Here is a 25,411-nt window from a genome sequence, read left to right on the forward strand (position 1 = left end):
AACTGTTGTATGGATGTGTAAGCCAATTCGTATTCCTTGCATAAGGATATACACATAATCGACAATTGCCGGTTTACATGCCGGCAATATTTAGACATCAACAATCAGGTGCGAGTTTGCCGAGGCAGGAGAGACTGGCGGAGACAACGCGGCAGTTTTTTTCACTCTTCCCAGCTAGGAAAAACTCAATGATCAAGATGTCCAAGATGCACAAGCGCGTCATCGCCGCGCATGGCGCAATGCTGGCGCTCGCAGCCGTACCCGGCGGCGCGGCCCTGGCCCAGACTGCGCAGGCGACCGAACTGCAGACGGTGACCGTGACCGCACAACGCCGTACCGAGAACATCAAGGAAGTCCCGGTGTCCGTCACCGCCATCAAGGGCGAGAAGCTGGACGTGCTCGTGTCCGGCGGCGCAGACATCCGCCTGCTGGCCGGCAAGACCCCCAGCCTGAACGTTGAGTCCTCGAACGGCCGCACGTTCCCGCGTTTCTACATCCGCGGCTACGGCAACACGGATTTCTCGACCTTCGCATCGCAGCCGGTGTCGCTGATCTATGACGACATCGTCCAGGAAAACCCGATCCTGAAGGGCTACCCGATCTTCGACCTGGCCGGCGTGGAAGTGCTGCGCGGCCCGCAGGGCACGCTGTTCGGCCGCAACACCCCGGCAGGCGTCGTGAAATTCGAATCCGAGAAGCCGAACCTCAAGAAGACCGAGGGTTACTACAACCTGTCGTACGGCACCCACGGCACCGCCAACGTCGAAGGCGCGATCAACGTGCCGCTGTCGGACAAGTGGGCGATGCGCGTGTCGACCCTGCGCCAGCACCGCGACGACTTCGTCGACAACTATAGCGACGTCGCCAAGACGAACAAGACCGGCGAACTGGACGGCTACAACGAACACGCCGAACGCGTGCAGTTCCTGTACAAGCCGGACACCACGTTCAGCGCCCTGTTCAACGTGCACCAGCGCACGACCAACGGCAGCGCCCGTCTGTTCCGCGCGAACCTGATCAAGAAGGGCACGAACGATATCGCCGACGGCTACGATCTCGACAGCATCGTGACGAACGCCCAGAATTTCCAGAGCCTCAAGACGAACGGCGCCAATGCCCGCATCACGTGGGACCTGGGTCCGGTCATCTTCCACTCGATCACTGGTTACGAGTCGGTCGGCAGCTACTACAGCCGCGGCGACATCGACGGCGGCACGCCGCAAGGTCCGGGCTTCATTCCGTTCCAGTCCGAGACGGGCGGTTTCATCGACGACCTGAAGCAGTATTCGCAGGAATTCCGCGTCGAGTCGAAGAGCACGGGCCCGCTGAACTGGCAGGCCGGCGTGTACTATTTCAAGGAAGACGTGACGGGCGGCAGCGACGGCTACAACAGCGCCACGGGTGCCCGCACCTCGCGCCAGGCCAGCGAGCAGAACAACAAGGCCTGGGCCGCGTTCGGTTCCGTGACATACAACATCAACGACGCCCTGTCGGTGCGCGGCGGTATCCGTTACACGGACGACAAGAAGGACTTCCGCACCGTCACCGCGATCGGCTTCACGCCGGTGGGCCCGAACAGTGTCGGCGAAAGCAAGGACAAGATCAGCTGGGACCTGTCGAGCACGTACAAGCTGAATCGTGACGTGAACCTGTACGCGCGCGTCGCGACCGGCTTCCGCGCCCCGAGCATCGCGCCGGCCTCGACCTTCGCACCGGTGGGCATCACCGTCGCCGACGCCGAGACCATCACGTCGTACGAAGGCGGCATCAAGGCCGACCTGTTCGAACGCCGTGCCCGCGTCGCGTTCTCGCTGTACGACTACGAGATCAAGAACCAGCAGCTGACCGTGGTCGGCGGCAACACCAACGTCACCAAGCTGATCAACGCGAAGAAGACGGCTGGCCGCGGCGCCGAGTTCGACCTGGAAGGCCTGGTGACGCCGGACCTGCGCGTCGGCGCCAGCGCGTCGTACAACTTCACGGAAATCCGCGACGCAAGCCTGTCGCTGACGAAGTGCGCAGCCTGCACGATCACCGATCCGCTGAACGCCGCCGGCAACGTCCTCATCGATGGCAACCCGCTGCCGCAGGCACCGAAGTGGATCGTCAACCTGAACGCCCGCTACAGCATGCCGGTCGCCAATGGCGAGTTCTACGTCTACACCGACTGGTCGTACCGTTCGAAGATCAATTTCTTCCTGTACGAAGCGAAAGAGTTCACGGGCAAGCCGCTGACGGAAGGCGGTCTGCGCCTGGGCTACATCTGGGCCGACGGCAAGTATGAAGTGGCCGCCTTTGGCCGCAACATCCTCGACCAGCGCCGCATCTCGGGTGCCATCGACTTCAACAACCTGACGGGCTTCACCAACGAACCGCGCACCTACGGTGTCCAGTTCAAAGGCAATTTCTAAGTTTTACTAAGTCGTCAGACAGAAAGGCCGCGAGCGATCGCGGCCTTTTTTTTAATTCGGGGTCAGAGCACATTTCGGATCAATTTTCTTGCGCATCCCGAATCGTTCAAGTCCGCAGGCGCCGTCGGTGTATCGCTTTGAGAGGCAGGCGGCGCCCCGATCTCGAATTGCTTTAAAGCTCGAGCACCAAAAAGTGCTCTGACCCCGAATTTCTTCTTTGGTGACGATTGAGATATCTCAATGTTGAGGATGTGCATATGTGCGCAACGCCTGACAGTCACGGAAAATTGTTAATTAATGGGTTCTGTCGATGCGATATGTTCTTCTGCTGAGTTCACAGTTTTCCGAAGAATCTAGGTTTTAGCGCTATCAATCGGTGAAAGTGTTGTATAGACATCGAATCCAATTGTGAAATTTCTACACGTTCATTTCTTTCGCGCTAATCTGGCACTCCCGCTTTTCAGACGGGAAATCGACGCTAAAAAAGCGTCGAGACAAAAGATCTCAGGCAATCACGCCTGCGGAAAATCAACTTTTGTGTTTTTCTAAAAGGAATAAACATGAAGTCTCAGCAATCGAAGTCTCCGGCAGTGTTGAAACTGTGCGCCGCGGCCGTCCTCGGTCTCGGCGCCGGCGTTGCGGGCGCGGGGGTGCCTGCGGACGTGCCGGCCACACACGCCGCGCAGCGTGTGGCCGTCTCGGACCAGACCGACCGCATCATCGTCAAGTACAAGGACGAGAGCGCACCGGTCGTCTCCAAGGGCGGGCAGGTATCGGTCGCACGTGCAATGCCGCTGTCCGCCTCGCGCAAGGCCGTGGTCGACCGCGCCGGCCAGCAGTTCGGCATGCTGGTGAAGGCGTCGCATTCGATCGCCACCGGCGCCCGCGTCTTCAAGCTGGACCGCAAGGTGTCGCTGGCCGATGCCGCCAAGCTGGCGGCAGAGCTGAAGTCGCGCGATCCTTCCGTCGAGTATGCCGAGCCGGACCGCATGATGCATCCGCTGTTCACGCCGAACGACTCGATGTACAGCCAGCAGTGGGATTTCTTCGAAGCGAACGGCGGCTTGAACGCGCCGGCCGCCTGGGACAAGTCGACCGGGACCGGCATCCGCGTGGCCGTGATCGACACCGGCTACCGCCCGCACGCCGACCTGTCGGGCCAGATCCTGGCCGGCTATGACTTCATTTCCGATACCGCTATCGCGAACGACGGCAACGGCCGCGACAGCGACGCCAGCGATCCGGGCGACTGGACCGCGGCAGGCGAGTGCGGGGCCGGTGAACCGGCGTCGAACTCGAGCTGGCACGGCACCCACGTGGCCGGCACCATCGCCGCGGCGACGAACAACAGCACGGGCGTCGCCGGCGTCGCATACGGCGCCAAGGTCGTGCCCGTGCGCGTGCTCGGCAAGTGCGGCGGCTACACGTCCGACATCGCCGACGGCATCATCTGGGCATCGGGCGGCACCGTGTCCGGCGTGCCGGCCATTGCGGCGCGTGCCCAGGTGATCAATATGTCGCTGGGCGGCGGCGGCGCGTGCGACACGACGACGCAGAACGCGATCAACAGCGCCCGTTCGCGCGGCACCGTGATCGTCGTGGCGGCCGGCAACGAGTCCCAGAACGCGAGCAACAGCAACCCGGCCAACTGCGCGGGCGTGATCACGGTGGCGGCAACGAACCGCTCCGGCGGCCGAGCCTCCTACTCGAACTACGGCACCGTGGTCGACGTCGCGGCACCGGGCGGCGACAGCGGCGCGGCCATCCTGTCCACCTTGAACGCCGGCACCAAGTCGCCGGGCGCCGACAGCTACGCGGGCTATATGGGGACGTCGATGGCGACGCCGCACGTGGCCGGTGTCGTCGCGCTGATGCTGGCCAAGAACCCGAACCTGACGCCGGACGAGGTCGAGTCGCGCCTGAAGTCGAGCACGCGTCCGTTCCCGGCCAGCTGCTCGGGCTGCGGCACCGGTATCGTGGACGCCTCGGCCGCGGTGGATGCGGCGGCCGGCACGGGTGGCGGTACGGGCACGACGATTTCGGAAACGGAGTCGAACAACACGCTCGGCACGGCCAACGGCGTGACGACGTCCGGCACGACCGTCAATGCCGCGATGGGCAGCTCGACGGACACGGATTATTTCTCTGTCCAGTTGCCGGCCGGTAAAACCCTGAGCGCGACGATGACGCCGAATTCGAGCTCGGACTACGACCTGTATATCTACAACAGCGCGGGCACCTTGCTGGCACGTAGCGAAAACGGCAAGGGCAGCGCGGATACCGCCACGTCGTCCAACACGGGCTCGACCACGGTGACCCGTTATGTACGCGTCGTCTACTATAGCGGCGGCACCGGTTCGACCAGCGGCAAGTACACGCTCAAGCTCACCTGGTAATGCGTTATGACTGGACTCATAATCGTTAAAATTCAATTACTTAACGAAACTTTCCTGTTGTAAAAACCCCGAAAAACGGCCCCATGCGGGCCGTTTTTCGTTACGCTGCACAGTTCGGTTTACTGAAAAGGATGCAGCATGACGCAGCGCCACAAGATCTCTTCGTTGTTGAAAATTTGTGCAGCGGCCCTCGTTGCCGCCGGTTTCGCCGGCCCGGCCGTGGCGCAGACCAATCACGCCGTCGTCCAGACCGACCGCATCATCGTCAAGTACAAGGGCGACAACGACACGTCGAAGACCGGCGTGGCCGCACGCGGCATCGACCGCGCACGCCAGGCCCTGATCGACCGCGCCGGCCAGACCTATGGCGCCACGATGCGCGCGCTGCGCGCGACGGCGAACGGTGCGAACGTGCTGCAACTCAACCGCACGATGTCGCTCGACGAGGCGCGCCAGCTGGCCGCCGAACTGAAGTCGCGCGACGCCAACGTCGAGTACGCCGAGCCGGACCGCATCATGGTCCCGCTGGCCACCCCGACCGACCCCAGCTATACCCAGCAGTGGGACCTGTACGAAGCCACCGGCGGCATCAACGCGCCCGCCGCCTGGGACAAGTCGACCGGCGCCGGCATCAACGTGGCCGTGATCGACACGGGCTACCGTCCGCACGCCGACCTGTCGGGCCAGATCCTGCAGGGCCATGACTTCATCTCGACGACCACGATCGCCAACGACGGCGGCGGCCGCGACACCGACGCCAGCGACCCGGGCGACTGGGCCCCGGCCGGCAGCTGCGGCACGGGCGTTCCGGCCGCGGACCAGAACTCGAGCTGGCACGGCACGCACGTGGCCGGCACGATCGCCGCGAAGACCAACAACGGCCTCGGCATCGCCGGCATCGCGTACAACGCCAGGATCGTCCCGGCGCGCGTGCTGGGCCGTTGCGGCGGCTACACGTCCGACATCGCCGACGCCATCGTCTGGGCCTCGGGCGGCACCGTGACCGGCGTGCCGGCCAATGCGAACAAGGCGCGCGTGCTGAACCTGTCGCTGGGCGGCACCGGCGCCTGCGACACCACGACGCAGAATGCGATCAACAGTGCCCGCTCGCGCGGCGCCGTGGTCGTCGTCGCGGCCGGCAACTCGAACACGAATGCGATCAATTCGAACCCGGCCAACTGCGCGGGCGTGATCACCGTCGCGGCGACGAACCGTGCGGGCGGCAAGGCGTCGTATTCGAACTACGGCACCAACGTCACCATTGCGGCACCGGGAGGCGACAACGGCGCCGGCATCCTGTCGACCTTGAACGCGGGCACGACCACGCCGGCATCGGACAATTACGCGTACTACATGGGCACGTCGATGGCGACGCCGCACGTGGCTGGCGTCGTCGCGCTGATGCTGTCGGCGAATCCGAACCTGACGCCGGATGACGTGGCCGCCAAGCTGAAGTCGACGGCGCGCGCCTTCCCGGCCGCGTGCTCGGGCTGCGGCGCCGGCATCGTCAACGCGGCCGCCGCCGTGAACGCGGCGCTGGGCTCGACGACCACGACGACGACGACCCCGACCTGGACGTATTGCGCCGGCGAGAACGGCACCTGTTCGTTCACCGGCACGCGCGACGTGCGCTACGGCACCGCCACGAGCTATGTGACGAAGACCTTCACCGGCTCCGTGAAATGCTCGAACTCGGTGTTCGGCGATCCTGCCTATCGCATCGCCAAGTCGTGCAGTTACTCCAGCGTCACCAAGTAAGTCCTCTCTACCCGCCGCCGCATCCCCGCGGCGGCGTTCCCCCTTGCACTATTCCTAATTCCCAGCGATACTGTATGCAATTACAGTAGTCGCTCGGCGCGGGCGACCGCCACCGTGAACGCCCCCGTCCGCAAGATCATCCACTGCGATTGCGATTGTTTTTACGCATCCGTCGAGATGCGCGACGACCCGTCCCTGCGCGGGCGGCCGCTGGCCGTCGGCGGGCGGGCCGAGCAGCGCGGCGTGGTCGCCACCTGCAACTACGAGGCGCGCCGCTTCGGCATCCATTCGGCAATGGCCACCGCGCAGGCGGTCAAGCTGTGCCCGGACCTGATCCTGATTCCACCGAACATGGAAAAGTACCGGGTCGCGTCGCGCCAGATCATGGACATCTACCGCGACTACACGGACCTCGTGGAGCCGCTGTCGCTGGACGAAGCCTATCTCGACGTGACGAACTCGCCGCATTGCAAGGGCAGCGCGACATTGATCGCGCAAGAGATTCGCCGCCGCATTCATGAAACGGTCGGCATCACGGCGTCGGCCGGCGTGGCGCCGAACAAGTTCGTCGCCAAGATCGCCAGCGACTGGAACAAGCCCGATGGACTGTTCCTCGTGCGGCCGGATGAGGTCGACGCGTTCGTCGCCGTGCTGCCTGTGAAGAAATTGTTCGGGGTAGGGAAGGTGACGGCCGCGAAGCTGCATCGCCTCGGCGCGCAGACGTGCGGCGACCTGCGCGACTGGAATATGGACAAGCTGCAGCAACACTTCGGCTCGTTCGGCGCGCGGCTGTATGACTTGTGCCGCGGCATCGACTACCGCGACGTGAATCCGGTGCGCGAGCGCAAGTCGATCAGCACGGAGGAGACGTACACGCCGGACGTCCCCGACCTGGATGGCTGCCTCGCGTTGTTGCCGGACCTGTACGAGCATCTGCTCGGCCGCATCAAGCGCAACAATGCTGAAAAATTCATCAATAAATTGTTCGTGAAGATCAAATTTGCCGACTTCCAGCGTACGACCGTCGAGTGCGTGGGCTACGCGCCGAACATGACGACGTTCCGTCACCTGATGGAGACGGGCTGGCTGCGGGCGAGCCGTCCCGTGCGGCTGCTGGGCGTCGGCGTGCGCCTGAGCGATACGGAAACGGTCGAGCAGCTGAGCTTGTTTGACGAACGTGCAACACAATAAAAATCCCTTGTCGACGACGTGAATTTTGCCGCCAGTCAGCGTGTAGAATGTCGTTCCTTTGAAATATCGAGATAACTGGAAGCAACGTTATGTGGTTCAAGAATCTTCAGATCTACCGCCTGCCCGCACCGTGGAATTTCTCCCCTGAACAGATGGAAGAGGCCCTGCAGTCGCAGGCGTTCACGCCCGCCAGCAGCAACGAATTGCTGCGCCAGGGCTGGGATTCTCCACGCGGCAACGGCAAGCTCGTTCACGTCGTCAACAAGCAGATGCTGATGATGCTGGGCACGGAAAAGAAATTGCTGCCGAGCTCGGTCATCAACCAGGTCGCCAAGGCCAAGGCCGCCGAGCTGGAAGAGCAGCAGGGCTTCCCGCCGGGCAAGAAGGCGATGAAGGAACTCAAGGAACGCGTGGCCGACGAGCTGCTGCCGCGCGCGTTCTCGATCCGCGGCAACGTGTGGACGTGGATCGATACGGTCAACGGCTGGCTCGTCGTCGACGCCGCCAGCCCGAGCAAAGCCGACGACGTCATCAAGCTGCTGCTGAAGGCCGTCGACAAGCTGCCGCTGGAATCGCTGCGCGTGCAAAAGTCGCCGGTCGCCGTGATGACGGGCTGGCTGGAATCGGACGAGGCGCCGTACAACTTCACGATCGACCAGGACACGGAACTGCGCGCCACCGGCGAGAGCAAGGCCGCCGTCCGCTACGTGAAGCACTCGCTGGATCCGGAAGACATCCGCCGCCACATCGCCAACGGCAAGCAGTGCACGCGCCTGGCCATGACGTGGAACAGCCGCATCTCGTTCGTGCTGACCGAGCAGCTGGCCGTCAAGGGCATCAAGCCGCTGGATGTGATCAAGGAAAACGAAACGATCACCTACAGCGACGACGAGCGTTTCGATAACGACATCATGCTGATGACCGGCGAGCTGGCGAAGATGCTGACCGACCTGGTCGAGGCACTGGGCGGCGAAGCCAAGGCGTAATTTCGACGGTGATGCATGGTGGGCACGTGTCATTTGGGACCCCCAGGCCCCAATGCCACCCTACCGCTCGATCGCCAAACGTTGGGTGTGCACCCCGTGCCCACGCGTAACGCCTATTTGACCGACGCCACTTCTTCCGTCGTGGCCGGTTCTTTCTTGCCGCCGCCGCTTTCCGGCTGGCCGCCCGAATAGGTCGAGCCCGGGCGATTCTCTCCCGGCGCCGGCTTGCCCGGCAGCGGCTGCAAGGCTTTCGCCTTTTCCAGGTCGATGCCAGCGATCCCGGCGACGCGACGTCCGTAATCCTCGTCGCAATGCCACAGGTGCCATACCATGCGCAGCTGGATCACTTCCGGACATTTCTTGAGGTCGTTGCCGACATTGTTGACGAGGTCGTCCCGCTCCCAATCCGCGAACGTGCGATAGCGGTCGCCGGCCTGCTTGTAGTCGTCGGCCGTGCGGCTCGTCTGGTAGCGGCCCAGGTGGCCTTCGACGTGCTGGTGGTAATCCTTCTCGGGCTGCGGTGCTTCGGCCAGGCCGCCCAGCAGGCTCGGTTCGTAATTGATGTGCTTTTCCTCGCCGCCGCCGTCGACATGGAAGGTCATCTGGCCGTCGCGCTGGTTCGTGCGCGCGATCGCTTTTTCTTGCGGCGCATTGATCGGTAGCTGAAGATAGTTGGGCCCGACGCGGTAGCGCTGCGTGTCCGAATAGGACAGGGTGCGGCCCTGCAGCATCTTGTCGTCCGAAAAGTCGATGCCGTCGACGAGCACGCCCGTGCCGAAGGCCGATTGCTCGGTTTCGGCAAAGACATTGTCCGGGTTCTTGTTGAGCACCATGCGGCCCACGGGCAGCAGCGGGAAGCGGTCTTCCGGCCAGCGTTTCGTGTCGTCCAGCGGGTCGAATTCCAGTTCCGGATGCTCGCCGTCGCTCATGATCTGCACGCAGAATTCCCACTCCGGAAACTCGCCGCGCGCGATCGCGTCGTACAGGTCGCGCGTGGCGTGGCTCGTGTCGTGCGCCTGGATTTCGGCGGCCTGCTGGCTCGTCAGGTTGCGCACGCCCTGTTTCGGCTGCCAGTGGAATTTGACGAGGTGGGCGATGCCCTGGTCGTTCACGAGTTTATATGTGTTGACGCCCGAGCCTTCCATCTCGCGGTAATTGGCGGGAATGCCCCACGGGCTCTTGACCCACGTAACCATGTGCAGCGCTTCCGGATGGCTGCAGATGAAATCGTAGAAGCGCCACGGCTCCTGCTGGTTCGTGACGGGGTCGGGTTTGAAGGCGTGGATCATGTCCGGGAACTTGATCGCATCGCGGATGAAGAAGACTTTCAGGTTATTGCCCACGAGATCCCAATTGCCGTCGACCGTCTTGAGCTTGACGGCGAAGCCGCGCGGATCGCGTGCCGTCTCGGGCGATTCCTTGCCACCGATCACGGTCGAGAAGCGCACGAACACGGGCGTCTGCACGCCGGTCTCGTTGAGGACCCGGGCACGCGTGTACTTGCTGGCGGGTTCGTTGCCGATCTTGCCGTAGGCCTCGAAATAACCATGCGCGCCCGTGCCGCGCGCATGCACCACGCGCTCGGGGATCCGTTCGCGGTCGAAGTGGGTGATCTTTTCGATGAACTGGTAGTTCTCGAGGGTGGCCGGACCGCGTTCGCCGACGGAACGCATGGCCTGGTTGTCGCGGACGGGATGGCCCTGGCGCGTGGTCAGGGTGGGGCGCTGCTCGCTCATCGCATGGCTCCTTCAGGTTTGTTGGAAAACCATTATAGGAATTGACGAAAGCGAGCAGCGCCCGACACACCGGGGTGGGGGCCCCCCCGTTTGGGGGTGTGGCACAACGGGGGGGGGGGCCCCCCGGGCGCGCCGCGGGCCCCCCGCCGGGGCCGGGGCGGGGGCGCCGCCCGCCCGCGCCCCCCCGGCGGCAGCATCTGCGCGGCGGCGCAGGCGAAGCCGAAGTTGAACAGCGCATCCGAGTTGGCGATTTCGTACGGGATCATGGCACCCGTGAACACGATCGTCTTGTCCGACGTTGCCGCACCCAATACCTCGGCCGTTTCGCGCATCGTGTCGGTGCCGTGCACGATCACGATCTGCTTCTCGCTCGCGGCCTGGCACGCGGCCAGCACGTTCTGGCGATCGCTGTCCCGCATCTCCAGCGAATCGAGCAGTGACACGACCTGCAGTTCGACAGGAATGGTCATGCGGGAACGTGCGATGACCTCCGGTAAGTGGCTTTCGGCAAAGCCCAGAACGCCATTGAGTTCGTTATAGTGTTTGTCGAAAGTGCCGCCAGTGGCGATGATCCGCAAAGTCATGATGATTTGAAAACTCGGTAAAAAAAGGTGGGTAATGATAGCCGCAAACCGTAGTGTTTCCGTATGTGTCTGCGCTAGAATCGTCCGGATCGGATGAGTATCCTTTCTCCTTTTTGGGCCGAGCCCGCCTTCCAATGAAACCCGTCGCACCTGGAACCGTCATCTTCCATCGCCATCGCGGCTATGGTGTCATCACCCACGTCAACCTGCTGACGGGCTGGATTTCCGCACGCTTCGGCAACGAGTCGCGCACACTCGACCTGAACCTGTCGACCGACGAGGTGCAGCACGCCGATGGCGAAGCGATCCTGTTCCGCCGCTCGCCGCCGGACCGCATGCCGCATGCGCGCCTGATGGCGATGGTGCGCGAACTGCACAAGGCCGGCTACGAAAAGCTGTACCTGTATTCCTGGCCGAAGCCGTCGGGCCTGCATTGGCGCTGGCAATTGTTCACGGGTAAGCGCGACTGGATGCAGCGGCCGTGGCGCGAAGGCTGGTACGGCTCGGGCGCCGACTACAACAACAATCCCGTGATGGGCTGGGGTGATGCGCCCGGCGCCAGCACGGATGAGCTGATCCACGCACTGGCGAAGTTCGATCCCGAAGGTCTTGCGCGCGCGCTTGGGCGCGACGAGGATCACACCGCATGGTTCGCGAACGTGTGCGATGCGCTGCTGCCGGGCTATATGTATTCCTTCGATATGGCGCCGATGCAGCCGAATGCGAACGGCGGCCTCATCGAGATGCCGCCGGTGCCCATCGTGCCCGTGCGTGCCGGGTTGCCCGCGTATGCCGGCCCCGTGATCGAGTGGCCCCCCGGCTGGGCCGGTCTATGGACGCGCCGGCATGAGATGCCGATGCGCAAGCCCAACTTCACCGGCGAACCGGAGTTACGGTAGATACTGTTATCCCGGTCAAGCGGCGTGCAGGTCTGGATTGAACTTTTGTCCGGACTTCAGCACGCCGAAGGCGACATGAAGCAGCTTTCTCATCATGGCGACGATAATGACCATGGGCTTTTTTCCAGCGCTGGACAGACGAGCGAGGAAGCGCTTTCCCCAGTTCGTTCGATACAACGTGACCATAGCCGGCATGTACAAGCCTTTCCGGATCAGATTGTGACCGACCCTGGAGATGCGTGTCTTTCCTTGAACGCTGCTGCCTGACTCATGATGCCGCGGATCGAGCCCGGCATAGGCAGTCACCTGTCGGGCGTTCGCGAACCGGCCTGGAGCGAGCGAAAATGCCAGCAGCAATGCGATCGTACGTTCACCGACGCCAGGAATGCTGTCCAGCAGCGCTTTCCGGTCCTTCAAATCGGGATCGCTGTCGATGTGATCGCGAATTTTCTTGCTGAGATGCGCGATTTCCTCGTCAAGCCAGACGATATGGGATGTAATGCCGTCCTTGACGGCTTCACGCGCCACTTCGAGACGATTACTTTCCTGAGTCCGGATCTCCTGAAGAGCGTCCAGGCGCAGCACCATGGCCCGTAACTCTTGTTCTTGCAAAGACGGGGCCTTCCACGGTTCCGGCCGACTCTCCTTGCAGAAATCAGCGATCAACTTCGCGTCGACCTTGTCAGTCTTGGTCCTGACAAGACGCGACGCACCAAACGCTTTGATCTGCACCGGATTGACGATACTGACCACGTACTGATGGTTCGCCAGATACTCGGCGACGGCTTCCCAGTACACCCCGGTAGCCTCCATGCAGACGTGAAGCTGGGGCACGTCAAAGCTGCAAATCCATTGTTGTAACTCTTTAAATCCGTTGGGCGTATTGTCGAAAACCTTGTGCTTGTGCTTGCCGTCCGGTTGGCGCAGCGCGCAGTCGAGCTTTTTCTTGGCAACGTCAATTCCCAGGTACCACTCTTGCATCGATATCCTCTTCTGATCCACCTTGCGAAATACGGGCTCACGGCTAGCCGGGCCAAAGATACTGTCCGATCTTCGAACGAGGGAGAGCAGCTGGTGCGAAATCTACGAAACTGGCTCGTGCCAAAGGGTGGGCTCGGCATCCAGCTGCTCAGAACCTGAGGTGCCCCTCAGGTAAGCAAATTGCTCAGAAGGATAATACAAGGGTGGGGTGTTTGATGCCTGAGTATCAAACACATGCCCACATCTTCACGATGTGTTGAAAGTCACTTCCTGAGCCTGGTTGCCTGGATCTCGTCCAGGCACAACATCATCCCATCCTCCTGGTAGCGCCATTCCTTGAGCGAGGAAGGGTTCCACCTGTCCTGCCTGCCATTGAATCCAAGGTCCGCTCTGCGGCGCCATTGGGTTCGTCATGTCTATTCGTTTGTTAAACCCAAACCCAATAAATTTACCGACATTAAAAGATTTATTGCTCCGTAGCAAATGTTAACTTTGCCGGCTCGGCTCAGAATCTCCACCAACTTGATGCAACCGCCGCTCGGGCGCCATCACGATTCAGTTGTCGATGATCGTGAAGGCCATCCATCAAGGCGACGCGACATTATAAAAAGATGGAGGAGACGACGATGTCACAAAAGCAACTTCACATTTTACGGAAAAAGCATGAGGAATAAACCAGCGTTTGCACATCCGGCACGGCGTCTGCCGGCCAAATCGACAACCTCGCTTGCCGTCGCAATCAGCGCGGCCATGGTCGCACTTGCGGCCTCCGCACCAGCGCGGGCCGATTACACGGTGAACGGGACGACCACAAAGACGATTGCATACTGCGACGGCAACATTGCAATTTCGGGAAGCGGCGCCTATCCGGCCACAGCGACGGGCTGCGACAATATTGCGATCGGCGTTTCTGCGACCTCGAAAGCAGGTGCTCCGGCCGCTTATAGCAATGCCATCGCGATCGGGACCGTGGCCTCGGCGACTGGCGCCCAGGCCACGGCGGTAGGCAGCAGTTCTACCGCGATCGGAGACCACGCGGCGGCAATCGGCTCCAACTCCAACGCCACCGGCGCGCAGGCCACGGCAATCGGCGACGGCGCAGTCGCGAACGGTACGACGGCCTCCGCATTCGGCCAGGGCGCTTCCGCGGTCGACCAGTCGACGGCGGTCGGACAAGACGCCAAGGCCAATACCACGTTTTCGACGGCCATAGGCAAAGGCAGTGTGGCGGCGGGCGGTACGGCACTCGGCTTCCAGGCAAACGCGGGAGCGGCCGATGCGGTCGCGGTTGGTGTGGATAGCGTGGCTTCCGGAGCCGGGAGCGTTGCCATTGCCCGTTCGACGGCGTCGGCAACGAATGCAGTTGCCATCGGCGAAGGCGCGACTGCTGCGGATGCCAATTCCGTCGCGCTGGGTTCCAACGCGACCACGCGCGCAGCGACCACCGTCGGCAACGTGAAGGTGGGCGGGGTAACCTACAATGGCTTCGCGGGTACCCCGGTGGGCGTGGCGAGTGTGGGCAGTGCCGGCGCGGAACGTCAGGTCGTCAACGTCGCGGCCGGCGACGTCAGTGCCACGAGCACGGACGCGGTCAACGGGTCGCAGCTGTACTCGGTCGCCAACCAGGTGTCGACGGTGACCAATCAGGTGGGTGCGGTCGCCAGCCAGGTCAATGCGGTGTCCAACAGGGTGGACACGGTCGCCGCCCAAGTCAACACCGTGTCCAACAAGGTCGACACGGTTGCGGCCCAGGTCAACACGGTTTCCGACAAGGTCAACACGGTATCCGACAAGGTGGACACGGTATCCGACAAGGTGGACACGGTTGCGACCCAGGTGACTTCGGTTTCCAGCCAGGTGACGACGTTGAAGACGACCGTCGGCAAGATGGAAGCGAGCATGTCGGCCGGCACGGTCGCGGACCAGACGGGAACGGCAGTCGGCCGCAACTCTGCGGTGAGCGCGGTGAACGGCACCGCGACCGGCACGAACTCGAAAGTAACGGCGGCGAACGGTACCGCGATCGGCGCAAGCTCGAATGTTTCTGGCCAGAACTCGACCGCCATCGGCGCGAACAGCCAGGCCACGGCCAACAATGCCGTCGCGCTGGGAGCGAACTCGGTCGCCGATCGCGACAATACCGTGTCGATCGGCTCGGCCGGCGCCGAACGCCAACTGGCGAACGTCGCGGACGGTACGGCACCGACGGACGGCGTGAACGTGCGCCAATTGAACGGTGCGATCGGTTCGGTCCGTGACGAGATGTCGCAGTATCGCAAGGATGCCAACGCCGGTACGGCGAGCGCGATTGCAGTCGCCAGCCTGCCGCAAGCGGTATTGCCCGGCGAGCGCGTTGTCACGATGGGCGCCGGTACGTATGGCGGTCAAGGCGCAGTCGCCGTCGGTATTTCCGCCGCGACCGACAAATGGCTCGTCAAGGGCTCGATGTCGAAACCCGTGTCGCGCCACGGCGCGTTCGGTGCGGGCGTAGGCGTCGGTTATCGCTGGTAACTCGTCCACTCCATTGCGAGTGGACTGATCTGCGCGAACCGCAATGCGAACGGTGCGTATCCGACGGCATGTAATTGCTTTTCATCAAAGTTTTGCTGACTGCTCTATAATGTTTACATTCTTTGCAAAGCTTGTGCCGTCGGTAACATTTGCCGCCTCACCGTTCGCAGTCCATGCCGTCCAGCCCGTACAGCCCGACGCTCCGCCATTCCGCTCAAGATATCGCTGGCGCTCACATCCTTGTCGTCGATGACCGCCCGAACGAGCTTCAATTACTGATCGAAATCCTGCGCGCATCGCGTTGCCGGATCAGCGTCGCGTTCGACGGGGCGCAGGCGTACAACCGTGCGCAACTGATTGCGCCCGACCTGATCCTGATGGATGTGCGCATGCCGCGCATGGACGGCTTTACGGCGTGCCGTCTGCTGGCCGCGAATTCCGCCACCCAGGCCATTCCGATTCTCATCCTGACCGCAGTCGACAAACTCGACGATCGCATTCACGGGCTCGAACTGGGCGCGATGGACTATATCGTCAAACCGTTCGAACCGGCCGAGGTGATCGCGCGAATCCGGAATCATCTGAAAAAAATCATCCGCACGCGTCTGGATGAGTACCTGCCCGACCTGCCCGACGGACCCGATGCGGCGCTGGTACGCGCGGCCGCCGCGGTGCTGGTGCGCGACTTGCGCAGTTCGCCGACGGTCGAGGAACTCGCCAGGCTCGTCGGTACGCACGAAAAACGCCTGTCCCGGGCGTTCCGCGACAATCTCGGCCAGACTGCCGGCGAATATATCCGCGACACGCGCCTGAAGACGGCCCAGCGCTTCCTTCTCAATACGTCGATGACCATCGGCGATATTGCGGAAGAGATTGGCTTTTCGACTGCAGGGAATTTCGCCACCGCATTTCGTGAGCGCTTCGAGACGACGCCATCCGACTGGCGGCGCCAGCATGGCCGGACGGGGGACGTCTCTCCGTGTGCGGAACAACTGTCCGATGCATAGACTGTCGGATATGCCCGTGCTGGCCTGTCGTACCTTCCTTCTTTGCCTGCTGTTCACCTGCCTCTCCCTGTCCAACGCCCGGGCCGCCGGCGCGTCCGGCATGCCGGCGCTGCCGGAAGGCGTATCGGTTTTCGAAGATCCCACATCCGCGTTGACGGTCAGCCAGGTGGCCGCGCGGCTCGGTCATCCGCAAGACGGCTTCCTGCCCGCCACCAGGGAACGGCTCAATCCCGGATTTTCGCGGTCCGCATGGTGGCTGTACGTCACCGTGGCCAATCGCGACGACAGCAAGCGTGCGCTCGTGCTGGCGCTGCAGGATCCGCGGGTCGACAGGGCGGATTTCTACATTGTTCAAAATGGTAAATGGACTGCCAGCTCCGTTTTTCCTCCCGCCAGCGCCGCCGCAAATGCGGCGCGCCCGCGTTATCCGTTGCTTGACCTGAGCCTCGCGCCGCACGACGAACTTTCCGTACTGGTTCGCATCTCGTCCCGCAAGCCGATGCGCCTGCAGCCCGCGATCGTCACCTGGGCGGCCTGGCACGCCAACGAAGTGCGTGCAGCGTTGTGGGATGCCGCGCTTCTCGGCGGGTTCCTGGCGCTGACGTGGTGCGCATTGCTGATCGGGCTCTTTTCGCGCAGCGTCACCTTTCTGTTGCTGGCCATGGTGTCGCTCGGCACCGCCCTGTACGAGGCCGGCATCCGCGGATACCTGCGGACGTTCCTATTGCCGTCTGCGCCAGAGTGGGCGGCCCGCGGCGAAACCATGGCCGTCTATTTCGCGATCGCCTGCTTCATCCTGTTCGTCCTGAACATTTCGAACGGCGAGAAGATCCGCATACCCGTGCGCATTGCCTATCTGACGATATTCGCGTTCGAATGGGTTGGCATGGCCGGTGCGGCGTTTGGCGACCTGTATGTCTTTGTGCGGTTTTGTGCGGGGTTGAACGTCGCATTCGGTCTGTTGAATATTTGTCTTGCGCTTCTGCTTGCCAGACGCCGGACCCCGACCGGCCGCCTGATGCTGGTTACGGTGGTCTTCTCGTTTTTCAATTACGTGATACGAACCCTCGACGGGCACGATGCGCTGCCGTCGGCATTGCTTTGGCTGCACTCCGATATTTTCCCCAACCCTGTCATCGCGATCATCGGTCTTGCGACGAATCTTGTCGTGCTGGCGGCCTGGATCCACCACGTGGGCCGACAACGCAATGAAGCGAAACAGCATCTGGAAGATCAACAGCGCACGGAGCAGGCACGCCTGCGTGCGGAAGTCACCAAGCGCACGCTCGAACTCAATGAAGCCATGCATCAGGCGCAGGTCAATGTGCGCCAAAAGGTCGAGATTCTCGGCTATGTGAGCCACGACCTGCGCGCGCCCCTCTCCACGATCAATGGATACGCGAAACTCCTGCTCGAGACCGCGACCCAGCACCAGGCCAGGTTCATCCAGTTCATCGATCGCAGCGTCCATTATCAGCTCGCCCTGATCGATGAATTGCTCGAATTTACCAAAGCAGAATTGCAACCGCTCGATCTCGACCCGGAAGAAATCGATCTGCCCGCCTTCCTGGACGACATCAACAGTTTTGCCGTCGCGCTGTGCGCGCAGCAGAACAATCACTTCACCTGTCGCATGCTGACGGCGCTGCCGCGGACGGTGATCATCGACCGGACGCGTCTCCAGCAAGTGCTGCTGAACCTCCTGTCCAATGCATCGAAATTCACGCACGGCGGCCAGGTCACGCTGTCCGTCGACGCGCACGAGGAAGCCGGCGCCTGCCATATCGGTATCGAAGTCGCGGATACCGGCATCGGGTTCGACGTCGATGGAAAAACCGGACTTTTCCAGGCATTCCGGCAGGTGCACCCGACCGATGGCGGAACCGGACTGGGCCTGTTCATCGCCGACCGCATCATCCGATCCATGGGCGGCGCGCTGCGGGTATCGAGCCTGCCGGGCGCCGGGTCATCGTTCTCGTTCAGGGTCGCCGTGCGTCACCTTGGACCCATGTTCGTACCGCCCACGCACGTCGACCGAACAGCGGCGCCGGCGGCCGAAGCCACGGCGGTGGCGCTCCGTGTCCACGACAAGTCGTCTTGTCCGGAACCCGAAGCCCTCGACAAGCTGGCCGGATTCGCGCGCAACGGCCGTCTTACCGACATTGAACAATGGATCGAAACGTATGCGGCCCGTGCCGACCATGCGGACTTCCTCGAGGAAGTGCGACGTCGCATCGATGCGCTGAACTTCCGGGCCATCGAGGTGCTGGTCGAGGCATTGATATCGCCGCACGTCACGGTCGAGAACAGTGGCTCTTAACCATTCAGGATATTGGTCGGGTTCCCGTTTGCGAAGTTCACGACATTCTCGAACGCCGCCCGGAAATACAGTTCATAACTGTCGCGCTCCACGTAGCCGATGTGCGGCGTCGCCAGCACGGTCGGAATCTTCAAGATCGGCGCGTCGCCCGCCAGCGGTTCGCTGGTGAACACATCCAGTGCCGCATACCCCGGCCGTCCCTTGCGCAGCGCGGCCTCGAGCGCACCTTCTTCCACCAGTTCTGCACGGCTCGTGTTCACGAACAACGCGTCGCGCTTCATGCGCGCCAGGTCGTCGGCCTTGACGATGCCGCGCGTCGCATCGTTCAGCCGCAGGTGCACACTGACCACGTCGGCCTGCTCGAAGAACGCTTCGCGCGTCGGCGCGGCCGTCAAACCGTCGGCGACCGCGGCGGCCCGGCTTTTCTCGCTGCCCCACACCATCACCTGCATGCCGAACGCTTGCGCATAGCCCGCGATCAGGTGTCCGATCTTGCCGTAGCCCCATATCCCCAGCGTACGCCCCTTCAGCACGCGGCCCAGGCCGTTGAGCTCGGGATTGATCGACGCCGTCTGCCACAACCCGTCCTTCAGGTTGTTGGCGTAGGGCACGATCTTGCGGCTGGCCGCCATGATCAGCGCCCACGTCAGTTCGGCCGGCGCGACCGGCGAGCCGACGCCTTCCGCGATCGCGACGCCGTGTTCGGTCGCGGCAGCCACGTCGATGTGTCCGGCGACCTTGCCCGTCTGCGACAGCAGCTTCAAATTGGGCAGCTTGGGCAGCAGCGCGCGCGGAAACGCGGTGCGTTCGCGGATCAGGACCAACGCGTCGAACGGTGCCAGGCGGATCGCCAGTTGGCCCAGGCCTCGGGTCGAACTGTTGAACACTTTGACCTCGTGGCCGTCCAACATGCGGAAGCATTCGAGGGTGCGGACAGCGTCTTGGTAATCGTCAAGGATCGCAATTTTCATGGATGTTAGCGGATGTTATCAGCAAGAAAGTAATGAAATGACAGAATTTGAACGTTAGGAAATAGCCTACTACATTACTCAACCAAAATTCCTACATTTTTGTTATTGAAGCATTTAAAACGCGTTTGTACGGGTGTAGAATCGACCAGAAATAAGAGCCAGAGATGTCAGACTGACATCATTTGCGGCCAGCAGCACACGTTCCAACCAGCCCGCCGGCCTCCGCGCACACGCGACCCCGGGCTGGCGACATGACCGCCGTAGCACCGAACCGTGAACCGCACGGCTTTCCGGGTGCGGGCCCACGAGGCCATCCTTGACGACGATCCTGCCGGGACAAGATTAACGGGATTCCGACCGCCACGCGCATTGCAGGCCGCCGCCTCTGCCGCATCAAGGCCATCGGAATCGCCAGGGATTCTTAATTGGCATTGGAGGTATGTATGAACCAGCCCGTGATGGGCGGCGTCGCCGCACTGAACGTCCCAGCTTACATCAAGCACAATAAACTCATCAATTGGGTGGCCGAGATCGCGGCCCTCACGAAGCCGGACGCCATCTACTGGTGCGACGGCTCCGAAGAAGAGTACGACCGCCTGTGCGCACAGATGGTCGAAGCCGGCACGATGAAGCGCCTGAACCCGGAGAAGCGCCCGAACTCGTACCTGGCCTGCTCCGACCCGAGCGACGTCGCGCGTGTCGAAGACCGCACCTTCATCTGCTCGGCCACGAAGGAGCAGGCGGGTCCGACCAACAACTGGACCGACCCGAACGAGATGCGCCAGACCCTGAACGGCCTGTTCGACGGCTGCATGGCCGGCCGCACGATGTACGTCGTGCCGTTCTCGATGGGCCCGCTGGGCTCGCCGATCGCGCACATCGGTGTGGAACTGTCCGATTCGCCGTATGTCGCCGTCAACATGCGCATCATGACCCGCATGGGCAAGGCCGTGTACGACGTGCTGGGCAGCGACGGCGATTTCGTGCCGTGCGTGCACACCGTCGGCATGCCGCTGCAGGCGGGCCAGCAGGACGTGCGCTGGCCGTGCAACGCGACCAAGTACATCGTGCACTATCCGGAAACGCGCGAGATCTGGTCGTTCGGCTCGGGCTACGGCGGCAATGCGCTGCTGGGCAAGAAATGCTTCGCGCTGCGCATCGCCTCCAACATGGGTTACCAGGACGCGCAGCAGGGCGGTCCGGGCTGGCTGGCCGAGCACATGCTGATCCTGGGCGTGGAATCGCCGCAGGGCGACAAGAAATACGTCGCGGCCGCGTTCCCGTCGGCCTGCGGCAAGACGAACTTCGCGATGCTGATCCCGCCCGCCGGCTTCGAAGGCTGGAAGGTCACGACCATCGGCGACGACATCGCCTGGATCAAGCCGGGTGCCGACGGCAAGCTGTACGCCATCAACCCGGAAGCGGGCTATTTCGGCGTCGCCCCGGGCACGAACGAAAAGACCAATCCGAACTGCATGGCCTCGCTGCGCGAAAACGTCATCTTCACGAACGTGGCGCTGACCGACGACGGCGACGTGTGGTGGGAAGGCATGACCAAGGAAGCCCCGGCGCACCTGATCGACTGGCAGGGCAAGGACTGGACCCCGGCGTCCGGCACCAAGGCCGCGCACCCGAACGCGCGCTTCACCGTGGCCGCCACGCAGAACCCCGTGATCGACCCGGCATGGGACGATCCGACCGGCGTGCCGATCTCGGCCTTCATCTTCGGCGGCCGCCGCTCGACGACGGTGCCGCTCGTGACGGAAGCCCGCAACTGGACGGAAGGCGTGTACATGGCCGCCACGATGGGTTCGGAGACGACGGCAGCCGCCGCCGGCCAGATGGGCATCGTCCGCCGCGATCCGTACGCCATGCTGCCGTTCATCGGCTACAACATGAGCGACTACTTCCAGCACTGGCTCAACCTGGGCCAGAAAGTCGCCGACAAGAACCCGCAAGCGCTGCCGAAGATCTTCTGCGTCAACTGGTTCCGCACCGATGACAACGGCAAGTTCGTATGGCCGGGCTACGGCGACAATATGCGCGTGCTGAAGTGGATCCTGGACCGCAGCCAGGGCCAGGCCGGCGGCGTCGAGCACATGTTCGGCACCACCCCGACCTACGGCGACCTGAACTGGACCGGCATCGAGTTCACGTCCGAACAGTTCACCATGATCACGTCGATCGACAAGGATGCATGGCGCGAAGAACTGAAGCTGCACAGCGAACTGTTCGACAAGCTGGCTTACCGCCTGCCGCAGGAACTGGTCGCGACCAAGCAGCAGCTGGAGAAGCGCCTGGCCGAGTAAGGCTGCCGCGGAGAAACACAGGCGAGGAGACGACGGCCGCACACACGACGATGCGGCCGCGACAAAATGGAAAAGGACAGGTCTGGTGGCCTGTCCTTTTTTCATTGGCTCATCGTGTCGTACTAGTCGGAAATATTGCAACTAACCGACTTCGACGCGGGCGCTCGGTGGAAGCGCGACTGGGACCAGGTGAAATACTGTTCCGAGTGCTGCCGCCGCGCATCGCCTCCGTCACGAAATAAACCCATCGACTTACGCGAAATCATTTCGTTTTTGATTTTACTAAATCACGCATATCCACTATCCTGTCGTCAACTCGCACTGTTAGCGCAAACATTGTGGATAGAAGCGAGCTTCGACGTAAAAGGACAATAGACATGAGACAACGCCGCACCGTGCTGCGCGCCGCTCTGGCGCTGGCTTTCACCACCCCATTCGCATTGCCGGCCATGGCCGCCGACGCCGCGCGCCAGATCGTCATCGATGCGAAGGCGCCGACCGTCGCGCGCGACCATGCCGCCGACCTGTCGGTGGGTTCCGATTACCCGGGCACGCTGATCCGCGACGACAGCCTGGCCCAGTTGAAGATCGCGAAGGATGAGCTGGGCTTCCGCTACATCCGCTTCCACGGCATCTTCCACGACGTGCTGGGCACGTTCAAGGTCGTCGACGGCAAGCCCGTGTACAACTGGACGAAGATCGACTACCTGTACGACAAGCTGCTGGGCATGGGCATCAAGCCGTTCGTCGAGCTGGGCTTCACGCCGGAAGCGATGAAGACGTCGGATAACAGCATCTTCTACTGGAAGGGCAATACCTCGCACCCGAAACCGGAACTGTGGGCCGGCCTCGTCGACGCCTTCGTGCGCCACGTGCAGCAGCGCTACGGCAAGGAAGAAGTGCGCACCTGGTTCTTCGAAGTCTGGAACGAGCCGAACCTGGACGGTTTCTGGGAAAAGGCCGACCAGAAGGCCTACTTCGACCTGTATGACGTGACCGCGAAGACCATCAAGGCGATCGACCCGACGCTGCGCGTGGGCGGTCCGGCGACGGCCGGTGCGGCCTGGGTGCCGGAATTCCTCGCGCACACGCAGAAGAGCGGCGCCGCGGTCGACTTCATCGCCACGCACACGTACGGCGTGGACGGCGGCTTCCTGGACGAGAACGGCCAGGGCGACCAGAAGCTGTCGCCGTCGCCGGACGGCATCGTCGGCGACGTGCGCAAGGTCCGCAAGGAGATCGAAGCGTCGTACCTGCCCAAGCTGCCGCTGTATTTCACGGAATGGAGCACGAGCTACAACCCGCGCGACCTCGTGCACGATTCGTACATCAGTGCCGCCTACATCCTCTCGAAGCTGAAGGCGACGGAAGGCATCGCGCAGGGCATGAGCTACTGGACCTATACGGACCTGTTCGAAGAACCGGGTCCGCCGACCGCGCCGTTCGAAGGCGGCTTCGGCCTGATGAACCCGCAGGGCATCCGCAAACCGGCCTGGTTCGCCTACAAGTACATGCACGAGCTGGGCGACCAGCAGGTGCAGACCACCGACAAGCAAAGCTGGGTGACGAAGGACGCGAACGGTGTGCAGGTGCTGGCATGGGACTTCCAGACGCCGGACATGGGCAAGAAGACCAACCGCCCGTTCTTCGGCGCCGTCCAGCCGACGAAGAACGCCACGCCTTTGACGCTGTCGCTGAAGGGCATGAAGCCGGGCACGTATAACGTCCAGGTGTACCGCACGGGCTTCAAGGCCAATGACGCGTACACGGCCTACATCGAGATGGGCAAGCCGAAAACCCTGGCGGCCGACCAGCTCGCGAAGCTGCAGGCGCTGACGGTGGACAAGCCCGAGACGCGCACCGTGAAGGTCGCGGCGAACGGCACCGCGAACGTGCAGGTGCCGATGCGCGTGAACGACGTGGTGCTGGTGAAGATCGCGAAGTAACCTGACCTGGTACTGCGCGGCTCAGCCCCACTGCATCAGGCAGGGGGGTATGAGCAGCACGAGGGCCAGCACGAGATAGATCAGCTGTAGCGGGATCATCCACCTGGCCCACGTGATCCACGGCACGCGCGCGAGCGCGAGCACGCCGACCGTGATGCCGGACGTCGGGATCATCGGCGTCGACAATTCTCCGAGTTGAAAAGCGAGGATCGCGGTCTGGCGCGTCACGCCCACCAGGTCCGCGAGCGGCGCCATGATCGGCATCGTCAGCGCGGCCTGGCCCGTGCCCGAGTGGATGAAGAAGTTGATCACCGACTGGATCAGGTACATCTTCTGCGCCGCGAACACGGGATGGCTCGACTGCACGAGCGGCATCAGCCCGTGCAGCATCGTGTCGATGATGTGGGCGTCGCGCGCGAGGATCATCGTGCCGCGCGCGATCGCGATCACGAGCGCCGTCGGTGCCAGGTCCTTCGCGCCCTGCATGAAGGCCGCCACCCAGTTGTCGGGTCCCAGCCGCCCGACGATGCCCACGACGATCGCCATGGATAAGAACAGCGCCGCGATCTCGTCGATGTACCAGTCGAATTTCACCACGCCGATCACCATCGCCGCCAGCGACAGCGCGAAGATCGCCAGCACCGCCTTGTGCCGGCCCGTCATGCGGTCGAGGCCAATGTGCGCCGGCTGTTCCTGGCGCCGCGTCTGGTCCAGCACGTAGGTCGGGCTCAATGTCGGGTTCTGCTTCACGCGCGCCGCGTACCACATCAGGAACAGGATCGTGACAGTCGTCGTCGCCACCCACACGATCAGGCGATACCCGATCCCCGAAAACACGGGCACGCCCGCGATGCCCTGCGCGATGCCGACGTTGAACGGATTGAGGAAGGCGGCGCCGAAGCCGGCCTGCGAACCGAGGAAGGGGATCGACACGCCGGTGATGGTGTCGTAGCCGAGCGCCAGCGCGAGCGGCACGAAGATCAGCACGAACGGGATCGCCTCCTCGTTCATGCCGAACGTGGCGCCGCCCAGCGAGAACAGGGTGACGAAGACGGGAATCAGCGCCGCGCGCACGAGCGCCGAGTGCTCGTGCATGCGGGCGATCGAGCGGATGCCCGTGTCGATCGCGTCGGTCTTCTGCACGACGGCGAACGCGCCGCCGACGACCAGCACGAAGCCGATGATCTGCGCCGCCTCCACGAAGCCCTTGATGGGCGCCTTCATCAGCGCAACGAGGCCTTGGGGCGCGCTCTCGACATAGTGGAACGAGGCCGGGTCGATGAGCTGCTTGCCGTTCACGAGGTGCGTGTCGTACTTCCCGCCGGGGATGAACCACGTCGCGAGCGCGATCAGTGCGAGGATGGCGAACAGCAGCACGAAGGTATTGGGGATTCGCAGGCGCATG

At 62.7% G+C, this 25,411-nt stretch carries 17 protein-coding genes; 12 read left to right on the forward strand and 5 right to left on the reverse strand.

Annotated features, from left to right (window positions below):
- Positions 1 to 188: 188 nt before the first annotated feature.
- From ACEN98_RS02600 to ACEN98_RS02620, 5 genes are all read left to right on the forward strand, one after another.
- On the forward strand, positions 189 to 2,411 hold the full coding sequence (locus ACEN98_RS02600) for a TonB-dependent receptor (protein WP_413381190.1): 2,223 nt from the start codon (positions 189 to 191) through the stop codon (positions 2,409 to 2,411).
- 560 nt (positions 2,412 to 2,971) lie between these two features.
- Positions 2,972 to 4,807, forward strand: a complete 1,836-nt coding sequence (locus tag ACEN98_RS02605; protein ID WP_413381192.1) for a S8 family peptidase — start codon at positions 2,972 to 2,974, stop codon at positions 4,805 to 4,807.
- A 138-nt stretch (positions 4,808 to 4,945) separates the two neighbouring features.
- Positions 4,946 to 6,565 (forward strand): S8 family peptidase, encoded by a 1,620-nt coding sequence (locus ACEN98_RS02610; protein WP_413381194.1) that lies wholly within the window; start codon positions 4,946 to 4,948, stop codon positions 6,563 to 6,565.
- Positions 6,566 to 6,679: 114 nt separating this feature from the next.
- On the forward strand, positions 6,680 to 7,756 hold the full coding sequence (dinB, locus tag ACEN98_RS02615) for a DNA polymerase IV (protein ID WP_413336833.1): 1,077 nt from the start codon (positions 6,680 to 6,682) through the stop codon (positions 7,754 to 7,756).
- Positions 7,757 to 7,845: 89 nt separating this feature from the next.
- Complete coding sequence (locus ACEN98_RS02620; protein ID WP_413381196.1) at positions 7,846 to 8,742, forward strand: recombination-associated protein RdgC; 897 nt, start codon at positions 7,846 to 7,848, stop codon at positions 8,740 to 8,742.
- Between the two features lie 113 nt (positions 8,743 to 8,855).
- Here the strand turns inward: ACEN98_RS02620 and ACEN98_RS02625 are convergent, their stop codons facing one another.
- Positions 8,856 to 10,478 carry a catalase gene (locus ACEN98_RS02625; RefSeq protein ID WP_413381198.1) on the reverse strand — a complete coding sequence of 541 codons (1,623 nt, stop codon included), beginning with the start codon at positions 10,476 to 10,478 and terminating at the stop codon, positions 8,856 to 8,858.
- Between the two features lie 32 nt (positions 10,479 to 10,510).
- A complete protein-coding gene (locus ACEN98_RS02630; protein WP_413381200.1) occupies positions 10,511 to 11,062 on the reverse strand; it encodes an asparaginase domain-containing protein in 552 nt (183 codons plus the stop codon).
- A gap of 134 nt (positions 11,063 to 11,196) precedes the next feature.
- Here ACEN98_RS02630 and ACEN98_RS02635 point away from each other — a divergent pair, with 134 nt between their 5' ends.
- Positions 11,197 to 11,961 carry an L-asparaginase gene (locus ACEN98_RS02635; protein WP_413381202.1) on the forward strand — a complete coding sequence of 255 codons (765 nt, stop codon included), beginning with the start codon at positions 11,197 to 11,199 and terminating at the stop codon, positions 11,959 to 11,961.
- Positions 11,962 to 11,976: 15 nt separating this feature from the next.
- On the opposite strand, the gene ACEN98_RS02640 is transcribed toward ACEN98_RS02635, so the two are convergent.
- Positions 11,977 to 12,942: an IS110 family transposase gene (locus tag ACEN98_RS02640; protein ID WP_413381204.1), complete on the reverse strand. Its 966-nt coding sequence runs from the start codon at positions 12,940 to 12,942 to the stop codon at positions 11,977 to 11,979.
- A 663-nt stretch (positions 12,943 to 13,605) separates the two neighbouring features.
- Between ACEN98_RS02640 and ACEN98_RS02645 the strand changes: the two genes are divergently transcribed.
- The 3 genes from ACEN98_RS02645 to ACEN98_RS02655 all read left to right on the forward strand — a co-directional run bounded on the left by ACEN98_RS02645 (position 13,606) and on the right by ACEN98_RS02655 (position 18,780).
- The gene (locus ACEN98_RS02645; RefSeq protein WP_413381206.1) at positions 13,606 to 15,453 is read left to right on the forward strand and encodes a YadA family autotransporter adhesin; all 1,848 of its coding nucleotides are present in this window, start codon (positions 13,606 to 13,608) and stop codon (positions 15,451 to 15,453) included.
- Positions 15,454 to 15,626: 173 nt separating this feature from the next.
- Positions 15,627 to 16,460: a response regulator gene (locus ACEN98_RS02650; RefSeq protein WP_413381208.1), complete on the forward strand. Its 834-nt coding sequence runs from the start codon at positions 15,627 to 15,629 to the stop codon at positions 16,458 to 16,460.
- Positions 16,461 to 16,476: 16 nt separating this feature from the next.
- The gene (locus ACEN98_RS02655; protein ID WP_413381210.1) at positions 16,477 to 18,780 is read left to right on the forward strand and encodes a sensor histidine kinase; all 2,304 of its coding nucleotides are present in this window, start codon (positions 16,477 to 16,479) and stop codon (positions 18,778 to 18,780) included.
- Here ACEN98_RS02655 and ACEN98_RS02660 read toward each other — a convergent pair.
- A complete protein-coding gene (locus ACEN98_RS02660; protein ID WP_413381212.1) occupies positions 18,777 to 19,751 on the reverse strand; it encodes a D-2-hydroxyacid dehydrogenase family protein in 975 nt (324 codons plus the stop codon). The genes ACEN98_RS02655 and ACEN98_RS02660 overlap by 4 nt on opposite strands.
- Positions 19,752 to 20,194: 443 nt before the next feature.
- Between ACEN98_RS02660 and ACEN98_RS02665 the strand changes: the two genes are divergently transcribed.
- The 3 genes from ACEN98_RS02665 to ACEN98_RS02675 all read left to right on the forward strand — a co-directional run bounded on the left by ACEN98_RS02665 (position 20,195) and on the right by ACEN98_RS02675 (position 24,006).
- Positions 20,195 to 22,060: a phosphoenolpyruvate carboxykinase (GTP) gene (locus tag ACEN98_RS02665; protein ID WP_413381214.1), complete on the forward strand. Its 1,866-nt coding sequence runs from the start codon at positions 20,195 to 20,197 to the stop codon at positions 22,058 to 22,060.
- Between the two features lie 135 nt (positions 22,061 to 22,195).
- A complete protein-coding gene (locus tag ACEN98_RS02670; protein ID WP_413381216.1) occupies positions 22,196 to 22,435 on the forward strand; it encodes a DUF2256 domain-containing protein in 240 nt (79 codons plus the stop codon).
- Positions 22,436 to 22,437: 2 nt separating this feature from the next.
- Positions 22,438 to 24,006 (forward strand): GH39 family glycosyl hydrolase, encoded by a 1,569-nt coding sequence (locus ACEN98_RS02675; protein ID WP_413381218.1) that lies wholly within the window; start codon positions 22,438 to 22,440, stop codon positions 24,004 to 24,006.
- 21 nt (positions 24,007 to 24,027) lie between these two features.
- Here the strand turns inward: ACEN98_RS02675 and ACEN98_RS02680 are convergent, their stop codons facing one another.
- On the reverse strand, positions 24,028 to 25,410 hold the full coding sequence (locus ACEN98_RS02680; protein WP_413381220.1) for a YfcC family protein: 1,383 nt from the start codon (positions 25,408 to 25,410) through the stop codon (positions 24,028 to 24,030).
- Between the last annotated feature and the right edge of the window lies 1 nt (position 25,411).

The sequence above is a fragment of the Massilia sp. CT11-137 genome (assembly GCF_047302885.1).
GTDB lineage: Bacteria > Pseudomonadota > Gammaproteobacteria > Burkholderiales > Burkholderiaceae_D > Telluria > Telluria orientalis.